This window comes from Kitasatospora sp. NBC_01246, from assembly GCF_036226505.1.
In the GTDB taxonomy this organism is placed as follows: Bacteria; Actinomycetota; Actinomycetes; order Streptomycetales; family Streptomycetaceae; genus Kitasatospora.
Window position 1 is genome coordinate 817,108 of sequence record NZ_CP108484.1, and the last position, 16,787, is coordinate 833,894.

General features: G+C 75.7%; 10 protein-coding genes and 1 pseudogene. 4 read left to right on the plus strand and 7 right to left on the minus strand.

The annotated features are described in order from the left end of the window. Positions 1–35: 35 nt before the first annotated feature. From OG618_RS03735 to OG618_RS03745, 3 genes are all read right to left on the minus strand, one after another. Entirely contained in the window at positions 36–2,366 is a 2,331-nt protein-coding gene (locus tag OG618_RS03735; RefSeq protein WP_329485698.1) for a phosphatase PAP2 family protein, read from the minus strand. Positions 2,367–2,398: 32 nt separating this feature from the next. Continuing rightward, complete coding sequence (locus tag OG618_RS03740; protein ID WP_329485699.1) at positions 2,399–2,548, minus strand: hypothetical protein; 150 nt, start codon at positions 2,546–2,548, stop codon at positions 2,399–2,401. A 122-nt stretch (positions 2,549–2,670) separates the two neighbouring features. Continuing rightward, positions 2,671–6,909, minus strand: coding sequence for a molybdopterin-dependent oxidoreductase (locus OG618_RS03745; RefSeq protein ID WP_329485700.1), 4,239 nt, complete (start codon positions 6,907–6,909; stop codon positions 2,671–2,673). Positions 6,910–7,316: 407 nt separating this feature from the next. On the opposite strand from OG618_RS03745, the gene OG618_RS03750 reads away from it, so the two are divergent. The 3 genes and pseudogenes from OG618_RS03750 to OG618_RS03760 all read left to right on the plus strand — a co-directional run bounded on the left by OG618_RS03750 (position 7,317) and on the right by OG618_RS03760 (position 11,806). Then, positions 7,317–9,560: an FUSC family protein gene (locus OG618_RS03750; protein ID WP_329485701.1), complete on the plus strand. Its 2,244-nt coding sequence runs from the start codon at positions 7,317–7,319 to the stop codon at positions 9,558–9,560. Between the two features lie 99 nt (positions 9,561–9,659). Further along, positions 9,660–9,895, plus strand: a pseudogene (locus OG618_RS03755) (hypothetical protein). A gap of 408 nt (positions 9,896–10,303) precedes the next feature. After that, the gene (locus OG618_RS03760) at positions 10,304–11,806 is read left to right on the plus strand and encodes a SulP family inorganic anion transporter (RefSeq protein ID WP_329485702.1); all 1,503 of its coding nucleotides are present in this window, start codon (positions 10,304–10,306) and stop codon (positions 11,804–11,806) included. 72 nt (positions 11,807–11,878) lie between these two features. Here the strand turns inward: OG618_RS03760 and OG618_RS03765 are convergent, their stop codons facing one another. The 4 genes from OG618_RS03765 to OG618_RS03780 form a co-directional block, all read right to left on the minus strand. Then, entirely contained in the window at positions 11,879–13,963 is a 2,085-nt protein-coding gene (locus OG618_RS03765; RefSeq protein WP_329485703.1) for a xanthine dehydrogenase family protein molybdopterin-binding subunit, read from the minus strand. Next, positions 13,960–14,955: an FAD binding domain-containing protein gene (locus OG618_RS03770; protein ID WP_329485704.1), complete on the minus strand. Its 996-nt coding sequence runs from the start codon at positions 14,953–14,955 to the stop codon at positions 13,960–13,962. Before OG618_RS03770 ends, OG618_RS03765 begins: the two co-directional genes overlap by 4 nt. Next, positions 14,952–15,503, minus strand: a complete 552-nt coding sequence (locus tag OG618_RS03775; RefSeq protein ID WP_329485705.1) for a (2Fe-2S)-binding protein — start codon at positions 15,501–15,503, stop codon at positions 14,952–14,954. The genes OG618_RS03770 and OG618_RS03775 overlap by 4 nt, the downstream gene beginning before the upstream one ends. Positions 15,504–15,635: 132 nt before the next feature. After that, the gene (locus OG618_RS03780) at positions 15,636–16,097 is read right to left on the minus strand and encodes an STAS domain-containing protein (RefSeq protein WP_329485706.1); all 462 of its coding nucleotides are present in this window, start codon (positions 16,095–16,097) and stop codon (positions 15,636–15,638) included. A 142-nt stretch (positions 16,098–16,239) separates the two neighbouring features. Between OG618_RS03780 and OG618_RS03785 the strand changes: the two genes are divergently transcribed. After that, positions 16,240–16,656, plus strand: coding sequence for a helix-turn-helix transcriptional regulator (locus tag OG618_RS03785; protein ID WP_329485707.1), 417 nt, complete (start codon positions 16,240–16,242; stop codon positions 16,654–16,656). Positions 16,657–16,787: the final 131 nt, after the last annotated feature.

Sequence of the window (16,787 nt, forward strand, 5' to 3'; positions counted from 1 at the left end):
GGACGTTCGGCGGAGCCGCCGGGGGCCCCGTCCCGCTACGCGCCCTCCCGGGTCAGGACGGCGGGCGGGGGCGCCGGGGCGGGGTCGGTGAGGAGTCGGGCGGTGAGGGCGTACTGGGTGAGGGCGCCGGCGAGCAGGACGGCGACGCCGCCGACGGCGTCCAGCACCCAGTGGTTGGCGGTGGCCACCACCACGAGGAAGGTGAGCAGCGGGTAGACCGCCGCCAGGGGTGCCAGCCGGCGGTGGCCGACGGTGGTGATGACGACCAGGGCACACCAGCAGGACCAGGCGATGTGCAGCGACGGCATCGCCGCGTACTGGTTGGAGAGCGAGGTGAGCACGCCGAGCGGGGCCTCGCCGGGGATGCCGGACGGGTCCTCCCGCAGGTTGAGCCCCGGGACGAGCCGGGGCGGGGCGAGCGGGTAGCCCCAGAAGCCGACCAGCGCCAGGCCGGTCGCGGCGAACAGGACGGTCCGGGCCGTGCGGTAGCGGTCCGGGTGCCAGACGTAGAGCCAGACCAGCACGCCGAGCGGCACCACGAAGTGCAGCACCTTGTAGTACCCCTGGGCCGCGTCCAGCAGCCAGTCACCGGTCTGCAGGGCCCAGGCGTTGACGACCGGCTCGATGTCCACGTGCAGCAGCTGTTCCAGCCGGAAGACGCTGCGGGCGTGGCCGGTGGCGGTGGCGACGCGCTCGGGCGCGACGTTGCGGATGTAGGAGTAGACGCCGTAGCCGACCTGGACGAAGAGCAGCTCCAGCACCGGGTTCGGGCGGGAGACCGGCCGTAGCGGAGCCGGCAGCAGGGGGATCCAGGGCAGCGCGGGACGCCGCCGCAGGGGCGGGCCGGGGGCGCGGCGCAGGTGCCAGAGCAGGTCGTCGCGGGCCAGGAACGGCAGGGCGGCGGCCGCGGCGAGGGAGACCAGGGTGGGGGCCTTGCGCAGCAGCAGGCCGCTGACCGGTTCGATCTCCGGGTCGAGCAGCGTGCTGGGCAGCAGCGCGACGGTGACCGCGATCACCGGCCACAGCGCGCGGGACTCGGGCCGACGGCCGAGCCGACCGGTGGCGGCGAGCAGCAGCCACCCGAGGTGGCCCGGCCCGGCCACCGGGGCGGCGACCAGGGTGGCGCAGCCGAGCACGCCGACCGCCAGCAGCGGCTGGCCGTCCCGCGCGTAGCCGCCGGAGCGGCGGACGGCGAGCAGCACGGCGGTGACGGTGACCGCCAGCCACCCGACCAGCAGCGCCGGGCCGTGCAGGCCGAGCCGGAGCAGCACGCCGAGGGCGGTCTGGTCGGACGGGTCACCGGTGACGGCCGGGGCGTCGAAGCGGCGCCAGAAGCGGGCGGCGCGGTCCGGGTCGGCGATCAGAACGGTGCCCTGCACCAGGGCGGCCACCGCGAGGGCGGTCAGGGCGGCGGACGCGGGGACGGCGCGCCGGCGCGGGAGGGCGACGGCGAAGAGGGCCAGGACGGGGTGGAACGCGATCGCCAGGCCGAGCGCGAACCCGGCCCGGCGGTTCGGGCCGCGCGGCAGCACGTCGAGCAGCACCAGGGCGGTGCCGGCGAGGCCGACCACGGCGTCCACGGGGTGGCCCCGCTGTTCGGCGCTGATCAGCAGGGTGGCGGCCACGACCGGGGCGACGGCGTCCGGGGCGGGCAGGTCCGGGGGCGGGTGGCGGGCGACCAGGGTGCCGATCACGGCCACCGCGGCGACGGCGGTGAGCACCAGGCCGACCCGGGTCGCGGTGGCGGGCCAGCTGCCGAGCAGCAGCGGGAGGAGGGGCCGGTCGTCGGCCTCGTCGCCGAGGGACGTCCAGGTGACGACCGCGGCCGCGGCGAGGGCGAGCACCAGGCAGGTGGTGGTGAGGAGGGCGGCCGGGGGGTGCCGGGTGGGCGCTCCGGGCGCCGGCCTGCTCGCGCCCATCCCGCTCCTCCCGCCGTGCCGCCGCGCCCCGGGCCGGTCCGCCGGTCGGGTCGCCTTCCTGCCGACTCTCGGGGGTCGGCGGCCGCCCCGCACGCCGGACGGCGCCGCGTGGGGGACGGCCCGGGCGGCGGCGGCCCCGACGGCGGGCGACGGCCCACCCCCACTGGTCAGGAACGGTGCCTCGGTGAAGCGGATGCCGGTGGCGTCGCGCAGCGCGTTGGGGAAGGCCGGCGGCACGGGGTCGAAGGGGCTCTCGCTCATCGACTGGGCACCGAGCGGGCCGATCGAGTCGGAGGTCTCGGCGAGGTGCACGGCGGTGCGCAGTACGTCGGCGTAGCCGGGCAGCCGGTAGCGGCGGAAGGCGCAGGGCTCCTCCCCGTGCTTGACGCCGCGAACCGAGTCCTCGATCGCCCGGTAGCCGGTGCAGCGGCCCAGGTTGCCCTTCAACGACCTGGGCGGATCGTTGAGTTGTCCTTCGTTCAGGTGGCCGCGATCTCCAGGTCTCCCCCGGCGGTCACCCGTAGCGGCTCCCGGCCGACCCGGCTCAGGTCGATCAGCCGCCGGATGGGCGGCTGCGGCTCGGAGAACGGCTGGGTGCCGCCGCCGAGGAAGGTGCCCCCGGCTGCCACACCCCGCGACGGCGGGCGTCCGCTCAACTCATCGTGGCGTCGCAAGAGCAAGCCGGGCAGCCCGACCGGGCCGTCGCTGCCCCGGGCATACCGGCCCCGCCCCGGGCGGCGTCGGCCACCGCTCAGTAGACGTCCCGGACGTAGCGCTTGTCGCTCGCCAGCTGCCGGACGTACGCGGCGGCGGCCTCCTCGTCCAGGCCGCCGTGGGCGGCGACGATCTCGCGCAGCGCCAGGTCGACGTCCTTGGCCATCCGGCCCGCGTCGCCGCACACGTAGAAGTGCGCGCCGTCCTGGAGCCAGCGCCACAGGCGCGGGCCGTGCTCGCGCATCCGGTCCTGGACGTAGACCTTGTTGCGCTGGTCGCGCGAGAAGGCCACGTCCAGGCGGTCCAGGTGGCCGGCCTCGCGGAAGGCCGCCAGGTCCTCCCGGTAGTAGAAGTCGGTGGCTTCGCGCTGCTCGCCGAAGAAGAGCCAGTTGGGGCCGGTGTGGCCGCGGGCCTGCCGGTCCTCCAGGAATCCGATGAACGGCGCGACCCCGGTCCCGGGGCCCACCATGATCATCGGAGTGGTCGGGCCGGTGGGCGGGCGGAACTGCGGGGAGCGCTGCACGAACACCGGCACCGGGCCGTCGTCGGCGCAGTCGGCGAGGTAGGTGGAGCAGACGCCGCCGCGGTCGCGGCCGAGGTCGTTGGTGTAGCGGACGACGGACACCGTGAGCCGGACCTCGCCGGGGTGGGCCAGGGGGCTGGAGGAGATCGAGTACAGGCGGGGCTGGAGCCGCTTGAGCACTCCGACCCACTCGGCTGCGGTGGCGCGCAGGGGGAAGGCGCCGACCACGTCGGCGGCCTGCCGGCCCCAGCTCCACTTGGCCAGCTCGCCCTTGTTGTCGGGGCGCAGCAGCCGCTTCAGGACGCGGTCGCCGGTGCGGTCGGCGACGAACCCGAGCAGGTCCGGGGTGAGGCGGGCGATGTCGAGGCGGGTCCGCAGGGCCTCCCCCAGCGGGAGGTCGTCGCCGTCGGCCAGCCGGACGTGCTCCTCGGGGTCCAGGCCCGTCAGGGCGAGCCATTCGGCGACCAGTCCGGCGCCGTTGGCCGGCCACACGCCGAGGGCGTCGCCGGCCTCGTAGGCGAGTTCGCCGCCGCGGGTGTCGAAGGCGAACTGCCGCACCTCCTTCTGCGATCCGGGCAGGCTGAGCAGACGGTTGCCGACCAGCAGGGTCGGGAAGGGGGCCGCTCGGGTGAAGCCGCCCGGTGTGGCGGCCGGGGTGGTGGGCGCGGCGGACACGGGCACGGGCACGGCGGGAACAGCGGGCGCCGGCGCCCGCTCCACCGGCGCCACGAGCGTGCCGGTCACCTGGTCGAGCCACTGCCCGGCGGGCCCGTCGTCGTCGGCCTCGCAGTCGGTGCGCGCGTGCAGGCGGGTCGCGCCCAGCTCGGCGAAGCGCTCGTCCAGCCGGCGGCCGTGACCGCAGAAGTCGTCGTAGCTGGAGTCGCCGAACGCCAGGACGGCGTAGCGCACGCCCTCCAGGCGCGGGGCGTCCGGGGCGGTGAGGCCCTGCCAGAAGTCGGCGCCGTTGTCGGGCGCCTCCCCGTCGCCGAAGGTGCTGGTGACGACGAGCACGTCGGTACCGGCGGTGAGCCGCCGGGGGGTGGTGTCGGCCATCGCGAGCAGGGTCGGGGCGCGGCCCGCCCCGGCCAGGCGGGCCGCGGCGGCGGCGGCGAACTCCTCGGCGTTGCCGGTCTGCGAGGCCCACAGGACGAGCAGTTCCCGGGCCGGCGCGGCGGGCTCGGCGCCGGCCGCCCCCGGCGCGGCCGGGACAGCCGGCCCGGGCGCGCCGGGGGCGCCCCGGGAGAACATGCCCGCCAGCACCCCGTCCACCCAGAGCGCCGTCGCCGGGGCGAACGGTGCTCCCGCCGGGAGCACCGGAACGGCCCCGGACGGCGCCGTGGCGGCGGCCGCGACGTACCCGGAGAGGTATCCGGACAGGTAGCGGCGCTCCGGTTCGGCGAGCACCGGCGGGGCGAGGTCGGCGAGGCCGAAGAGCGCGGTCAGGGCGGAGACGGCTTCGGACGCGCCCCCGGGCACCGCCGGCACGGGCCGCACGGCGAGGGGCGGCTGCCCCGTCCCCGCACTCGGGTCGGCGGTCACCGGCACGGGCGCGGTCTCCTCGGGGGTCGGGGCGGGCACCACGCGCAGCGCCACGGCGCAGGCCTTGAACTCGGGCTGGAAGGAGACCGGGTCGACGGCGTCGTTGGTGACGGCGTTGATGCCGAGGTACTCGCCGAAGAGGTCGTTCCAGTGGAACGGCGCGAAGCAGTTCCCGGGGCGGACCCGGTCGGTGACGACGGCGGGCAGCACGGCGCGGCCGCGGCGGGAGGCGACCTCGATGTGGTCGCCCTGCCCGGCGCCGATCGCGGCGGCGTCGTCGGGGTGGAGCTCGACGAACGGGCCGGGGTCGAGCTTGTTGAGCTTGGCCACCTTGCCGGTCTTGGTGAGGGTGTGCCACTGGTGCTGGAGGCGGCCGGTGCTGAGGACGAACGGGTAGTCGTCGTCCGGGAGTTCGGCGGCGGGCAGGTGCGGGCGGCCGAAGAACCGGGCGCGGCCGGTGGGGGTGGGGAACGCGAGTCGGGGTCTGCTCCCGTCGGCGCGCTCCAGCAGGGTCTGGCTGACGCCGTCGTTGAGGTACCGGATCGGGTTGCGGTCGGGGCCGTCCGCGGCGGGCGCCGGCCACTGGACGGGCGTCCCGCGCAGCCGCGGGTAGCTGACGCCGCGCAGGTCCCAGCCGGTCGCCGGGTTCCAGGCCCGCTTGAGCTCCTCGAAGACCTCCTCGGCGCTCGTGTAGCCGAAGGCGTCGGCGTAGCCCAGCTCGCAGGCGACCCGGGCGATCAGCTGCCAGTCGGGCAGGGCCTGCCCGGGCGGGTCGACCACGCCCTCGACCAGGGTGAGGTTCCGCTCCGAGTTGATCATGACGCCGTCGGACTCGGCCCAGAGCGTGGCGGGCAGCAGCACGTCGGCGTAGGCGTTGGTCTCGGTCTCCGTGAACACGTCCTGGGTGATGACCAGTTCGGCGGCCTCCAGGGCGGCGATGACGGTCTTGCGGTTGGCGACCGAGGCGACCGGGTTGGTGCAGATGATCCAGCAGGCCTTGATCTCGCCGGCGGCCATCCGCTCGAACATCTCCACCGTGCCGCGCCCGGCCTCGGTCCGCAGCGTGCCGGCCTCGACACCCCAGAGCTCCTCGACGAAGGCCCGCTCCTGCGCCACCAGGACGGAGCGCTGGCCGGGCAGGCCTGGGCCCATGTACCCCATCTCGCGGCCGCCCATCGCGTTGGGCTGGCCGGTGAGCGAGAACGGACCGGAGCCCGGGCGGCAGATCGCACCGGTGGCGAGGTGCAGGTTGATCAGGGCGTTGGTGTTCCAGGTGCCGTGGGTGGACTGGTTGAGGCCCATCGTCCAGCAGCTCATCCACTCCCCCGCCTCGCCGATCCACCGCGCGGCCTGCCGGATGTCCGCCTCGGGTATCCCGGTGATCTCGGCGACCTTCGCGGGCGGGTAGTCCGCCAGGAAGTCGGGCATCTCCTCCCAACCCTCGGTGAACTCCGCGACGAACGCCTCGTCGGTGTGCCCGTTCTCGACCAGCAGGTGCAGCAGTCCGTTCAGCAGGGCGAGGTCGGTGCCCGGCCTGATCTGCAGGAAGAGGTCGGCCTTCGCGGCGGTGGCGGTGCGCCGCGGGTCGACGACGATCAGCTTCGCCCCGGCCGCCTTGACCCGGTCCATCATCCGCAGGAACAGGATCGGGTGGCAGTCGGCCATGTTGGCGCCGATGACGAGGAACGCGTCCGCGTGGTCGAAGTCCCGGTAGGAGCCGGGCGGCCCGTCCGCGCCCAGCGAGAGCTTGTAGCCGGAGCCCGCGGAGGCCATGCAAAGGCGGGAGTTGGACTCGATCCGGCTGGTCCGCACGAACCCCTTGGCGAGCTTGTTCGCCAGGTACTGCGCCTCCAGGGACATCTGCCCGGAGACGTAGAGGGCGAGCGCGTCGGGGCCGTGCTCGTCCAGGATCGCGCGCAGCCGCCCGGCCACCGCCGTGATCGCCTCGTCGACGTCCACCGGGACGGGTTCGGCGCCGCGCCCGGCGCGGATCAGCGCGGTGGCGGCCCGCCCGGAGGCGGCCATCATCTCGGCACTGGTCGCGCCCTTGGTGCAGAGCCGCCCGGCGTTCGTCGGGTGGCTCTTGTCCCCCGACACCTTGGCGACGGTGCGCCTGCCGGTGGCGGCGTCCCGGCCGATGTCGAGCACGACGCCGCAGCCGACGCCGCAGTACGAGCAGACCGTCCGTACGCTGTCCGCCTTCGAAGCCGGCATCGTCACCGAGACTCCCTCCCCAGGGATCACGCGGTGGGAAGGTCCCACGATCGTGACCCTAGGAAGAGCGCATTACCGCCTCGTCACAGCGCCTGTTTCGCGAGGTTAACCGGACCGCACGGGCGCCTCCCGGTGGACGTGAGCACCACGGCGCGCTGCCATGCCTCCCGCCAAGCCGTCGATCACGCCACGCCCGGCACGATCCGGGGTGCGGTCCGCGACGAGGGCCCCGCGAGGCGGCGCGGCGCCCCTGCGTTCCCGGCCCTGCGTGCCCGGGCCGGTCGCCCTAGGGTGGAGGGGTAACGGCGCCGCCGGGCGGCCGGTGGACCTGCCGTCGGGCCCGCTCCCGCACGAGGTGCCCCGGGGGAGGGCGGCCCGGTCCCGACCCACCGGCGGAGCGAGGTGCGATGCGGTTGCCCCACCGGGCGGCGTCCCCGCTCCTGCCCCGCCCCGATCCCCCGGTGGCGCACCGCGCGGTCCGGGTCACCGCCGCCGCGTGCACGGGCTTCTACGTCTTCCGCTACGGCTTCGACCAGCCGGTGACGGCCACCTACGCCCTGTTCGGGGCGATCGCGGTCGGCGTACTGGCCCGGGTGGAGGGCGGCGCGCGCGCCCGGGGTCGGACGCTGCTGCTGACCCTGCCCTTCGCCTGGGCGCTGGTCTGCCTGGGCACCGCGCTGGCCGTGCACGCCTGGACGGCGGCGCTGGGCATGGTGGGCGTGGGCTTCGCGGTGTCCTTCGCCTCGGTGGGCGGACCGCGGCTGGTCGGGCTCACCACCGGGCTCCAGCTCTTCTACATCCTGCCGTGCTTCCCGCCCTACGCCCCGGACACCCTGCCGCAGCGGCTGGCCGGCGTGACCGCGGGCCTGCTGCTGCTCGCCGCCGCGGAGCGGCTGCTGTGGCCGGAGCCGCCGCCGAGGGACTACCGCGACCGCGTGCGGAGCGCCGCCCTGGCGCTGGCCGGGCTGGCCGACCGTGCCGCCGCGCACTGCGGCGGGCCGCCGCCGACCGCCACCGGCGCCGTGCCGGACGATGCCACCGCGGCGGACCGCGCCCGGGCCCTCCTCGACGACCTGCGGTTCTCCCGGATCCCGCTGATGGAACGGCCCGCCGGCCCGGGGGCCGCCGACCGCGCGCTCACCCACTGCGCGACCACGCTGCAGTTCATCGGAGCCGAGCTGCTGCGGATCCGCCGGCTGGGCGCCACCGGCGGGCCCTACCCCGAGGCGGCCGCCCTGGTGGCGACCACCGCCGGTGCGCTGCGCGCGGCCGCGGCGGGGGTTCGGCCGGACGGTCCGGTCCCGTCCGCCGCGCCGGTCGAGACGCGGATCGCCGCCTTCGACGCCGACCGCACCTCACCGGCCGGCGGTACCGACGCGTCGGACGGCCCCACCGGCCCCACCGTCGCCCGGCTGGCGCTCGGCACCCTCGCCCTGAGCGCCGCCGAGGGCGCCCGCTTCCTCACCCTCGCCACCCGCACCAGCCGCCGGGCACCGCCGCCGCCCGACAGCACCCCGCCCGACCAGCGCCCCGGCCCGTTCTGGTACGCCTACGAGCCGACGCCGATGCTCTGGTGGCGCCGGATCCGCGGCAACCTGACCCCTCGCTCGGTGTACTTCCGCAACGCCCTGCGCACCGCCGGCGCCCTCGGCGCGGCCCGTCTGGTGGTCGGCGCCCTCGATCTCACCCACGGGTTCTGGGTCCTGCTGGCGACCCTCACCCTGATGCGCACCAGCGCGGCCGACACCCGGATCACGCTGCGCCCCGCCCTGGCCGGCACCGCCGGCGGCGCCGTCGTGACGGCGCTGCTGCTGATCGCGGTCGGCGAGCACCCCGTCTTCTACGCCGCCGCGCTGCCGCCCGCGATGCTGTTCGCGTTCGCCTTCAGCCCGGGGCTCGGGCTGGCCTGGGCGCAGGGGACGTTCACCGTCGTGGTCGCCATGGTCTTCACCCAGCTCGCCCCGGCCGGGTGGCGGCTGGCCGAGGCCCGGCTGGTCGACGTGGCGACCGGTGCCACGATCGGCATCCTCGCCGGGCTCTGCGCCTGGCCGCGCGGCGGCGGTCACGACCTGCGGCGGCGTACCGCCGAGCTGCTGGACCGCAGCGCCGCCGCGCTGTCCGAGACCGTCGCCGTGGTCACCGGGTCGGGCCCGGCCAGGGGCGCGCTGCAGCGGGCCCGGCACAGCACGCTGCTCACCGAGGCGCTGTACGCCCAGTACCGCAGCGAGCGCCACCAGCCGGCCGGGGAGGGCCCGAACTGGCAGGCCGCCGTGCTGACCGGGCAGCACACGGTGCGCGGGGCCGAGCCGCTGCTCGCCCGGATCCCGCCGGGCACCGCGGCCTCCGGCCCGCACGGCGGGGCGGCCCTGGTCGGCCGCGCCGAGCAGGTCGCCGCGGCATTCCGCCGCGAGGGCGCGGCGCTGCTCGACCCGGCCGGGTTCGCCGCGGCGGACCGGGCGCTGGCCGAGGCCCTCGCGGCCCTGCACGAGGACCGCGTCACGGCCACCCGAACGCCCGAGGACCCGGTCTCACTGCACACCGTGGACGTCACGCTCTGGCTCACCGGGCTGCTGGACGACCTCGGCCGGGTCCACGGCTCCGCCCGGGCCGCCCCGGGCGGCACGCCGGCCCCGGCAGAGCGCCACGCTTGACAGGTAGGCAAGCCTTACCTAAGTTGAACGTCCATGTTCCGCAACCGCCCCGACACCACCCACCCGGCCGCCCTGCTGCGACGCCTGCGTCCGGGACCGCTGCCGATCGACCCGCAGGCCGATGTCGGGCGGCGGGCCTGGGCGGCCTGTCGGGCTGCGACGACGCCCGCGGGTGCGCCGGCTGCGCGGAGCGGCGCAACTGCCGCGAGCACTGGCGCTACCTGCTCTCCAACACCGGCAGCGTGCTCCACCTCCAGTGCCCCACCTGCACCCACGTCTGGGACCACGAGACCGGCTTCGGCGCCACTCGGCAGGAGATCCGGCGACCGGCCTGAGCGGCGCCGCCGAGAGCACCGCCGAGGGCACCGCACGGCCACCGGGCGGGCGGCCGCGTTCGGGTAGAGTCACCGGCACGGGGCGGCCGTTCGCCGTCCCACGGCCTGCGCGAGGCGCGCGGGCCGACCGTCGTACCGGGGCCGATGACGCCCCCGCGAGGATCCGCCGGCAGGAGAAGAAGCGTGTGCGAGCCCCGGGTACCCGGCGCCACCGCCTGCCCGCCGTGAGCTTCCACGCCTGAACCGCCCGGCCGCCCCCACGGGGCCACCGCACTCACGCGTCGGAGCCCCGGGCCAGCGGAGCACCCGCCCCCGGGCGACGCGTGGGACGCGGCCGCGGCCTTCCGCACCCCGTCCGTCCCCCGCGCACCCGCCGGTCGCGCCCGAGCACGACAGGTCCACGCCGTCTTGCAGACTCCCCCGCCCACCGCTGCCGCACGCCTGCGCGCCGCCCGCCCCGACTGGCTGACCGACCCGAAGGTCTGGCGCACCGAGGTACTGGCCGGCCTGGTGGTCGCGCTCGCGCTCGTCCCCGAGGCGATCTCGTTCTCGGTCATCGCCGGCGTACCCCCCAAGATCGGCCTGTTCGCGTCCTTCACCATGGCGGTGACGATCGCGATCGTCGGCGGGCGCCGCGCGATGATCTCGGCCGCGACCGGCGCCGTCGCGCTGGTGATCGGGCCGCTGAACCGCGAACACGGCTTCGGCTACCTGGTCGCGGCGGTGATCCTGGCCGGCGTCTTCCAGATCGTGCTGGGCGCGCTCGGGGTGGCGAAGCTGATCCGGTACGTGCCCCGCTCGGTGATGGTCGGCTTCGTCAACGCGCTGGCGATCCTGGTCTTCATGGCCCAGGTCCCCGAGATGACGGACGTGCCGTGGCCGGTCTATCCGCTGATCGCGGCCGGCCTGGCGCTGATGGTGTTCTTCCCGAAGGCCACCACCGTCGTCCCCGCGCCGCTGGTCTCGATCACCGTCCTCACCGTGGTCACCGTGGCGGCCGGCCTCGCGGTACCGACCGTCGGCGACAAGGGCGGCCTGCCGTCCTCGCTGCCGGTGCCCGGGCTGCCGGACGTGCCGTTCACCCCGCACACCCTGGCGGTCGTCGCTCCGTACGCCCTCGCGATGGCGCTGGTGGGGCTGATGGAGTCGCTGATGACCGCCAGGCTCGTCGACGACATCACCGACACCCGCTCCGACAAGACCCGGGAGTCGGTCGGCCAGGGCGTCGCCAACATCGTCACCGGCTTCTTCGGGGGCATGGGCGGCTGCGCGATGATCGGGCAGACCATGATCAACGTGAAGGTGTCCGGCGCCCGGACCAGGCTCTCCACCTTCCTGGCCGGTGCCTTCCTGATGGTGCTGTGCATCGTCTTCGGCCCGGTCGTCTCCCGCATCCCGATGGCCGCGCTGGTCGCCGTGATGGTGATGGTCTGCTTCGCGACCTTCGACTGGCACTCCGTCGCGCCGAAGACCCTGCGGCGGATGCCGGCCGGCGAGATCGCCGTCATGGTGATCACCGTCGCCCTGGTCGTCGCCACCTCCAACCTCGCCGTCGGCGTCGTCGCCGGCTCGATCACCGCCATGGTGATCTTCGCCAAGCGCGTCGCCCACCGCGCCGACCTCACCGCCGTCACCGACCCGGACGGCGGCCAGGTGATCTACTCGGTCACCGGGGAGCTCTTCTTCGCCTCCAGCAACGACCTCGTCGCCCGCTTCGACTACGCGGGTGATCCGGACCGGGTGGTCATCGATCTGAGCCGGGCGCACATCTGGGACGCCTCCTCGGTGGCCGCCCTCGACGCGGTCGAGGCCAGGTACGCGCAGCGCGGCAAGTCCGTCGAGATCACCGGCCTCAACCGGCCCAGCGCCGAGATCCACCGCAGCCTGAGCGGCGAACTCGCCGGCCACTGAGGCCGCCACCGGTACCACCGCGCCCGCCCTCCGGTCCGTCGGAGGGCGGGCGCGGTGCTGTGCCGGCGCCGATCAGCCCGGCAGCGCGTCCAGCAGGAGCTCCGGGCGCACCGGGAGGTCCCGCACCCGGACCCCGGTGGCGTGGTGGACGGCGTTGGCGACGGCCGCGGCGGTGCCGACGATGCCGATCTCGCCGATCCCCTTGGAGCCCATGGGGTTCAGGTGCGCGTCCTCCTCCTCGATCCAGTGGGCCTCCACGGACGGGATGTCGGCGTTCGCGGCCACGTGGTACGCGGCCAGGTCGCGTTCGGCGTGGTCTCCGAACTCCCGGTCCATCGTGCTGTGTTCGAGGAGCGCCATCGAGACACCCATGATCATCCCGCCCACCAGCTGCGACCGGGCGGTCCGCTCGTTCAGGATCCGCCCGGCCGCGAAGACCCCGAGCAGCCGGCGCAGCCGCACCTCTCCGGTGTCGGCGTCGACCGCGACCCGGACGAACTGGGCGCCGAAGGCGTGCCGGGCGTACTCGCGACCGGCCTTGACCGCCCCCGTGGTGTCCGCCAGGTGGCGCAGCCCCTCGGCGGGCAGCGGCGCGGTGCCCCGTTCGGCCAGCGTGCGGCGCAGCCCGGTGCACGCCTCGTGGACCGCCCAGCCCCAGGACGCGGTGCCCGACGACCCTCCGGCGAGCGGAGCCCGGGGCAGGTCGGTCCGGCCGATCGCGACGCCGACCCGGTCCGCCGGCACACCGAGCGCCTCGGCCGCGATCCCGGTGAGGGCCGCCCGGGCGCCGGTGCCGATGTCGGTGGCGTTGGTGCGCACCAGGAAGGTGCCGTCCGGGAGGGCGACGGCCTCGGCGGTGGAGGGCGACACCAGCACGGGGTACGTCGAGGCGGCGACGCCGCAGCCGAGCAGCCAGGCCCCCTCGCGACGGGGCCCCCGGGCGCGCTCGCCCGCCCAGTCGAACCGGCGCGCACCCTCCCGCAGGCACTCCACCAGGTGGCGGCTGCTGAACGGGCGGCCGGAGTCCGGCTCCACGGCCGGTTCGTTGCGCAGGCGCAGGTCGACCGGGTCCAGCCCGCAGGCCTCGGCGAGCTCGTCCATCGCGCATTCCAGGGCGAACATGCCCGGCGTCTCGCCCGGGGCCCGCATCCAGGAGGGGGTGGGCACGTCCTGGCGGACCACCCGGTGCGACGTCCTGCTGTGCGGCGCCGCGTACATCACGCGGGCCGGCACGGCGGCCTGCTCGACGAACTCGCGCACCGTCGAGGAACGGGTGACCACCTCGTGCGCCAGGGCGGCGAGCCGGCCGCCGTCGTCGGCTCCCAGGCGCAACCGGTGCACCGTGGGCGAGCGGTGGCCGGTGAGGGCGGGCAGCTGGGCCCGGGGCAGGGCGAGCCGGACGGGACGGCCGACGTGCAGGGCGGCCATCGCCGCCAGGACGACGTGCGGCCTGGTGGTGCCCTTGCTGCCGAAGCCGCCGCCGACATGCTCGCTGATCACCAGGACGTCCTGCGGCGCCACCCCGAACAGTGCGGCCAGGGTCTCCTGGACGTTGTTGCCCCCCTGGCTGGAGTCGTGCACGGTGAGCCGGCCGTCGGCCCACCGGGCGGTGGCGGTGTGCGGCTCCATCGGGTGGTTGTGCAGCGGGCCGATGCGGTAGGTGCGGTCGATCCGGACGTCGGCCTGCTGGTAGGCGTGGTCGAAGTCGCCGTGGGTGCGGACGGCGGGGTAGCCGCCGTTGGCCTTCTCGGGCGTGTAGAGGCCGGGGTGGTCGTCGGTGAGCACGACGTCGTGCGGTTCGGCGGCGTAGCCGATCCGGACGGCCTCGGCCCCCGCCCGGGCGTCCTGCGGGGTTTCGGCGACGACCAGGGCGGCCACCTCGCCGCGGTGCGCGACCCGGGGGGACTGCAGCACGGCCAGCGTCGGGTCGCCGTCCGCGGGCAGGGTGAGCACGGGTGCGTCGCGGTGGCTGAGCACCGCGACGACCCCGGGGATCGCCAGGGCGGCGGCGGTGTCGACGCCGGTGATGTCGCCGCGGGCGACGGTGGTGGGGACCGGCCAGGCGTGGAGCAGCCCCTCGGGGTGGTGGTCGCCGGCGTAGCGGGCGGCTCCGGTGACCTTGTCCAGGCCCTCCGGTCGGGCGAGGTCGCTGGTCATCGCTGCTCCTGACCGGTGGCGAGCAGGCCGAGTTCGCGGACGGCGAGCCGACGGGCCAGCGCCACCTTGAATGCGTTGTCGGGCAGCGGGCGGGCGGCGGCCAGTTCGGCGTCCATGGCGGCTCCGACGGCGGCCGCCGTGAACGGCTCGCCGAGCAGCGCGGCCTCCGCGGTGAGGGCCCGCCACGGCCGGGGGGCGAGGGCGCCGAAGGCGAGCCGTACGGTCTCGACCCGGCCGTCGCGCAGGGTCAGGAGGGCGGCGAGCGAGCACGTCGCGAAGGCGAAGGAGGCCCGTTCGCGGACCTTGCGGTACACCGAGCGCGCCCCGGCCGGGGGCGGCGGCAGCTCGACGGCGGTGACGAGTTCGGCGGGCCCGAGTTCGGTCTCGCGGTCCGGGGTCGAGCCCGGCAGGCGGTGGAAGGCGGTCAGCGGCATGGTCCGGTCCCCGGCGGGGCCGGTCAGGTGCAGGACGGCGTCGACGGCGACGAGCGCCACCGCGAGGTCGGAGGGATGGGTCGCCACGCAGTGCTCGGAGGTGCCGAGGACGCCGAGGTCGCGGTGGACGCCGGTGCGGGCCGGGCAGCCGGAGCCGGGCAGCCGCTTGTTGCACGGCTTGGAGACGTCCTGGAAGTAGAGGCAGCGGGTGCGCTGGAGCAGGTTGCCGCCGGTGGTGGCGGCGTTGCGGAGCTGGCCGCTGGCCCCGGCCAGGACGGCCCGGGACACCACCGGGTGGCGCTCGCGGACCAGCGGGTGGTCGGCGAGGTCGCTGTTGCGCACGTTGGCGCCGATCAGCAGGCCGCCCTGCGGTGTCTCCTCGACGCGGTCGAGCGGTAGGCGGGCGATGTCGACGAGCAGCCCGGGCCGTTCGACGCCGAGCTTCATCAGGTCGACCAGATTGGTGCCGCCGGCCAGGGCCTTCGCGTCCGGACGCCCGGCCAGCAGGGCGACGGCGGCGGCCACCTCGGTGGGCCGGGTGTAGCCGTGGGGCTTCATGCCGGACCCTCCTCGTTCCCCGCCCCGGCCCCGGTGGCCGACGCGCCCCGGCCCTCGGCCTGGGCCTGCCGGACGGCCCGGACGATGGCCGGGTAGGCGCCGCAGCGGCAGATGTTGCCGCTCAGCAGTTCGCGTAGCGTCGCCTCGTCGGTCGGAGCGGGGTCACCGGCGGTCTCCGCGAGGACGCCGGCCGCCGAGCAGAGCTGGCCCGGCGTGCAGAAGCCGCACTGGAAGGCGTCCTGTTCGAGGAACGCCCGCTGGAGCGGGTGCGGGCCGTCCGCGCCGGCCAGGCCCTCGACGGTGGTGACCGCGCGGCCGTCCTGGGCGACGGCCGGCAGCAGGCAGCTGTTGACCCGCCGTCCGTCCAGCAGCACGGTGCAGGCACCGCACTGGCCGTGGTCGCAGCCCTGTTTCGCACCGGTCAGACCGAGCCGGTCGCGCAGCACGTCGAGGAGGGTGGCGCGATGGTCGACCGTGAGGGTGTGCGGCCGATCGTTGACGGTCAGGGCGATCCCGCTGCTCGTCGCGAGGGTGTCGGTGGCATCCATGGGCCCACGCATTCCACGCGGGGCCCCGCCGGACACCCCCCGACCCGCCCGACAACCGCTTCGCCGTACACCGCCCCGGCGGGCGCGCCGGTGGTTACCGGGTCCGCCGGTGGTCAACCGGTCCGCCGGTGGTCACGGCGGTGCGAGGTCGCCCTCCGGGCGGCCGGCTCCGCCGTCGGGGGCCGGTGCGGACACGAACAGGCCGAGGGTGTCGGTCAGCACGAGGAGCCGCCGCACCACCTCGCTGGCCGCGGTGAGGACCACGTCGCGCCCCCCGTGGTGAGCGGTCACCCGCAGGCGCAGCAGGGTGTTGAGGCCGGTGCTGTTGCAGAAGGAGACGCCGGACAGGTCGACGTCCAGGCCGCTGCCGCTGGCGTCCAGGGCCCGTTCGAGCGCCTCGTCGAGCGGCCCGGCGGCATCGAGGTCGATCTCCCCGGTCACCCGCACCAGGACCCGGTCCCCGTTCCGCGCGGTCTCCCAGTGCACCCACAGGCCGTGCGCGAGCCGCTGTCCGAGCGGGCGGCCGCCGTTCACCACCGCCGCCGGCGAGGCCGGCGCGGCGTCGGTGCTCCTTCGGTACGGGTCTTCGACCATGGCCTCCTCCTCCGGGCGACGCAGGCGGACCCTTCAAGGGTGGGCCCTTCAAGGGTGGGACCCATCGCTTCGCTCGTCAACCGATGCCCGAACGCCGATTCGCCTGTGGCAAGAAGGGAATCGGCACTCCTAGGATGGGGGTATGGCCGTGGAAGGATCAGCGCGAACGGGCTGGACGTTCGTGACCAACCACGCCCGGGTGCTCGCCGCGATCGCCCGCGACCCCGGGGTTCGGCTGCGCGATGTCGCGCTGGAGGTCCAGCTGACCGAGCGCGCCGTCCAGGCCATCGTGACCGACCTGGAGCAGGCCGGCTATCTCACCCGGTCCCGGACCGGGCGCCGCAACCTCTACCGGATCGCCGCCGGCACCTGGCTCCGGCACCCGGCGGAGTCCGGGCTGAGCGTGGCCGAACTCCTCGACCTGCTGGCCCGGGCCCACCACGACGGCGCCCCGGGGCAGGGGGCGGCGGAACCCCCCGGGGCCGGGGAGCAGGACGGCGCCGGGCGCCGACACGCCCCGCAGCGGTCCGACCGGCACGCCGGCCGCCAGGTGTCTTGACCGGGTGGGGGTCGGTCAGTCCGCCGGGATGTGCGCGAGCATCCGCTCAACGCCGCCCACCCAGGTGGCCCTGAGCGCGTCGATCGCCCTTTTCCTCGACCTGGAGGCCGGCCGGAGCCGGCGGGCCCGGA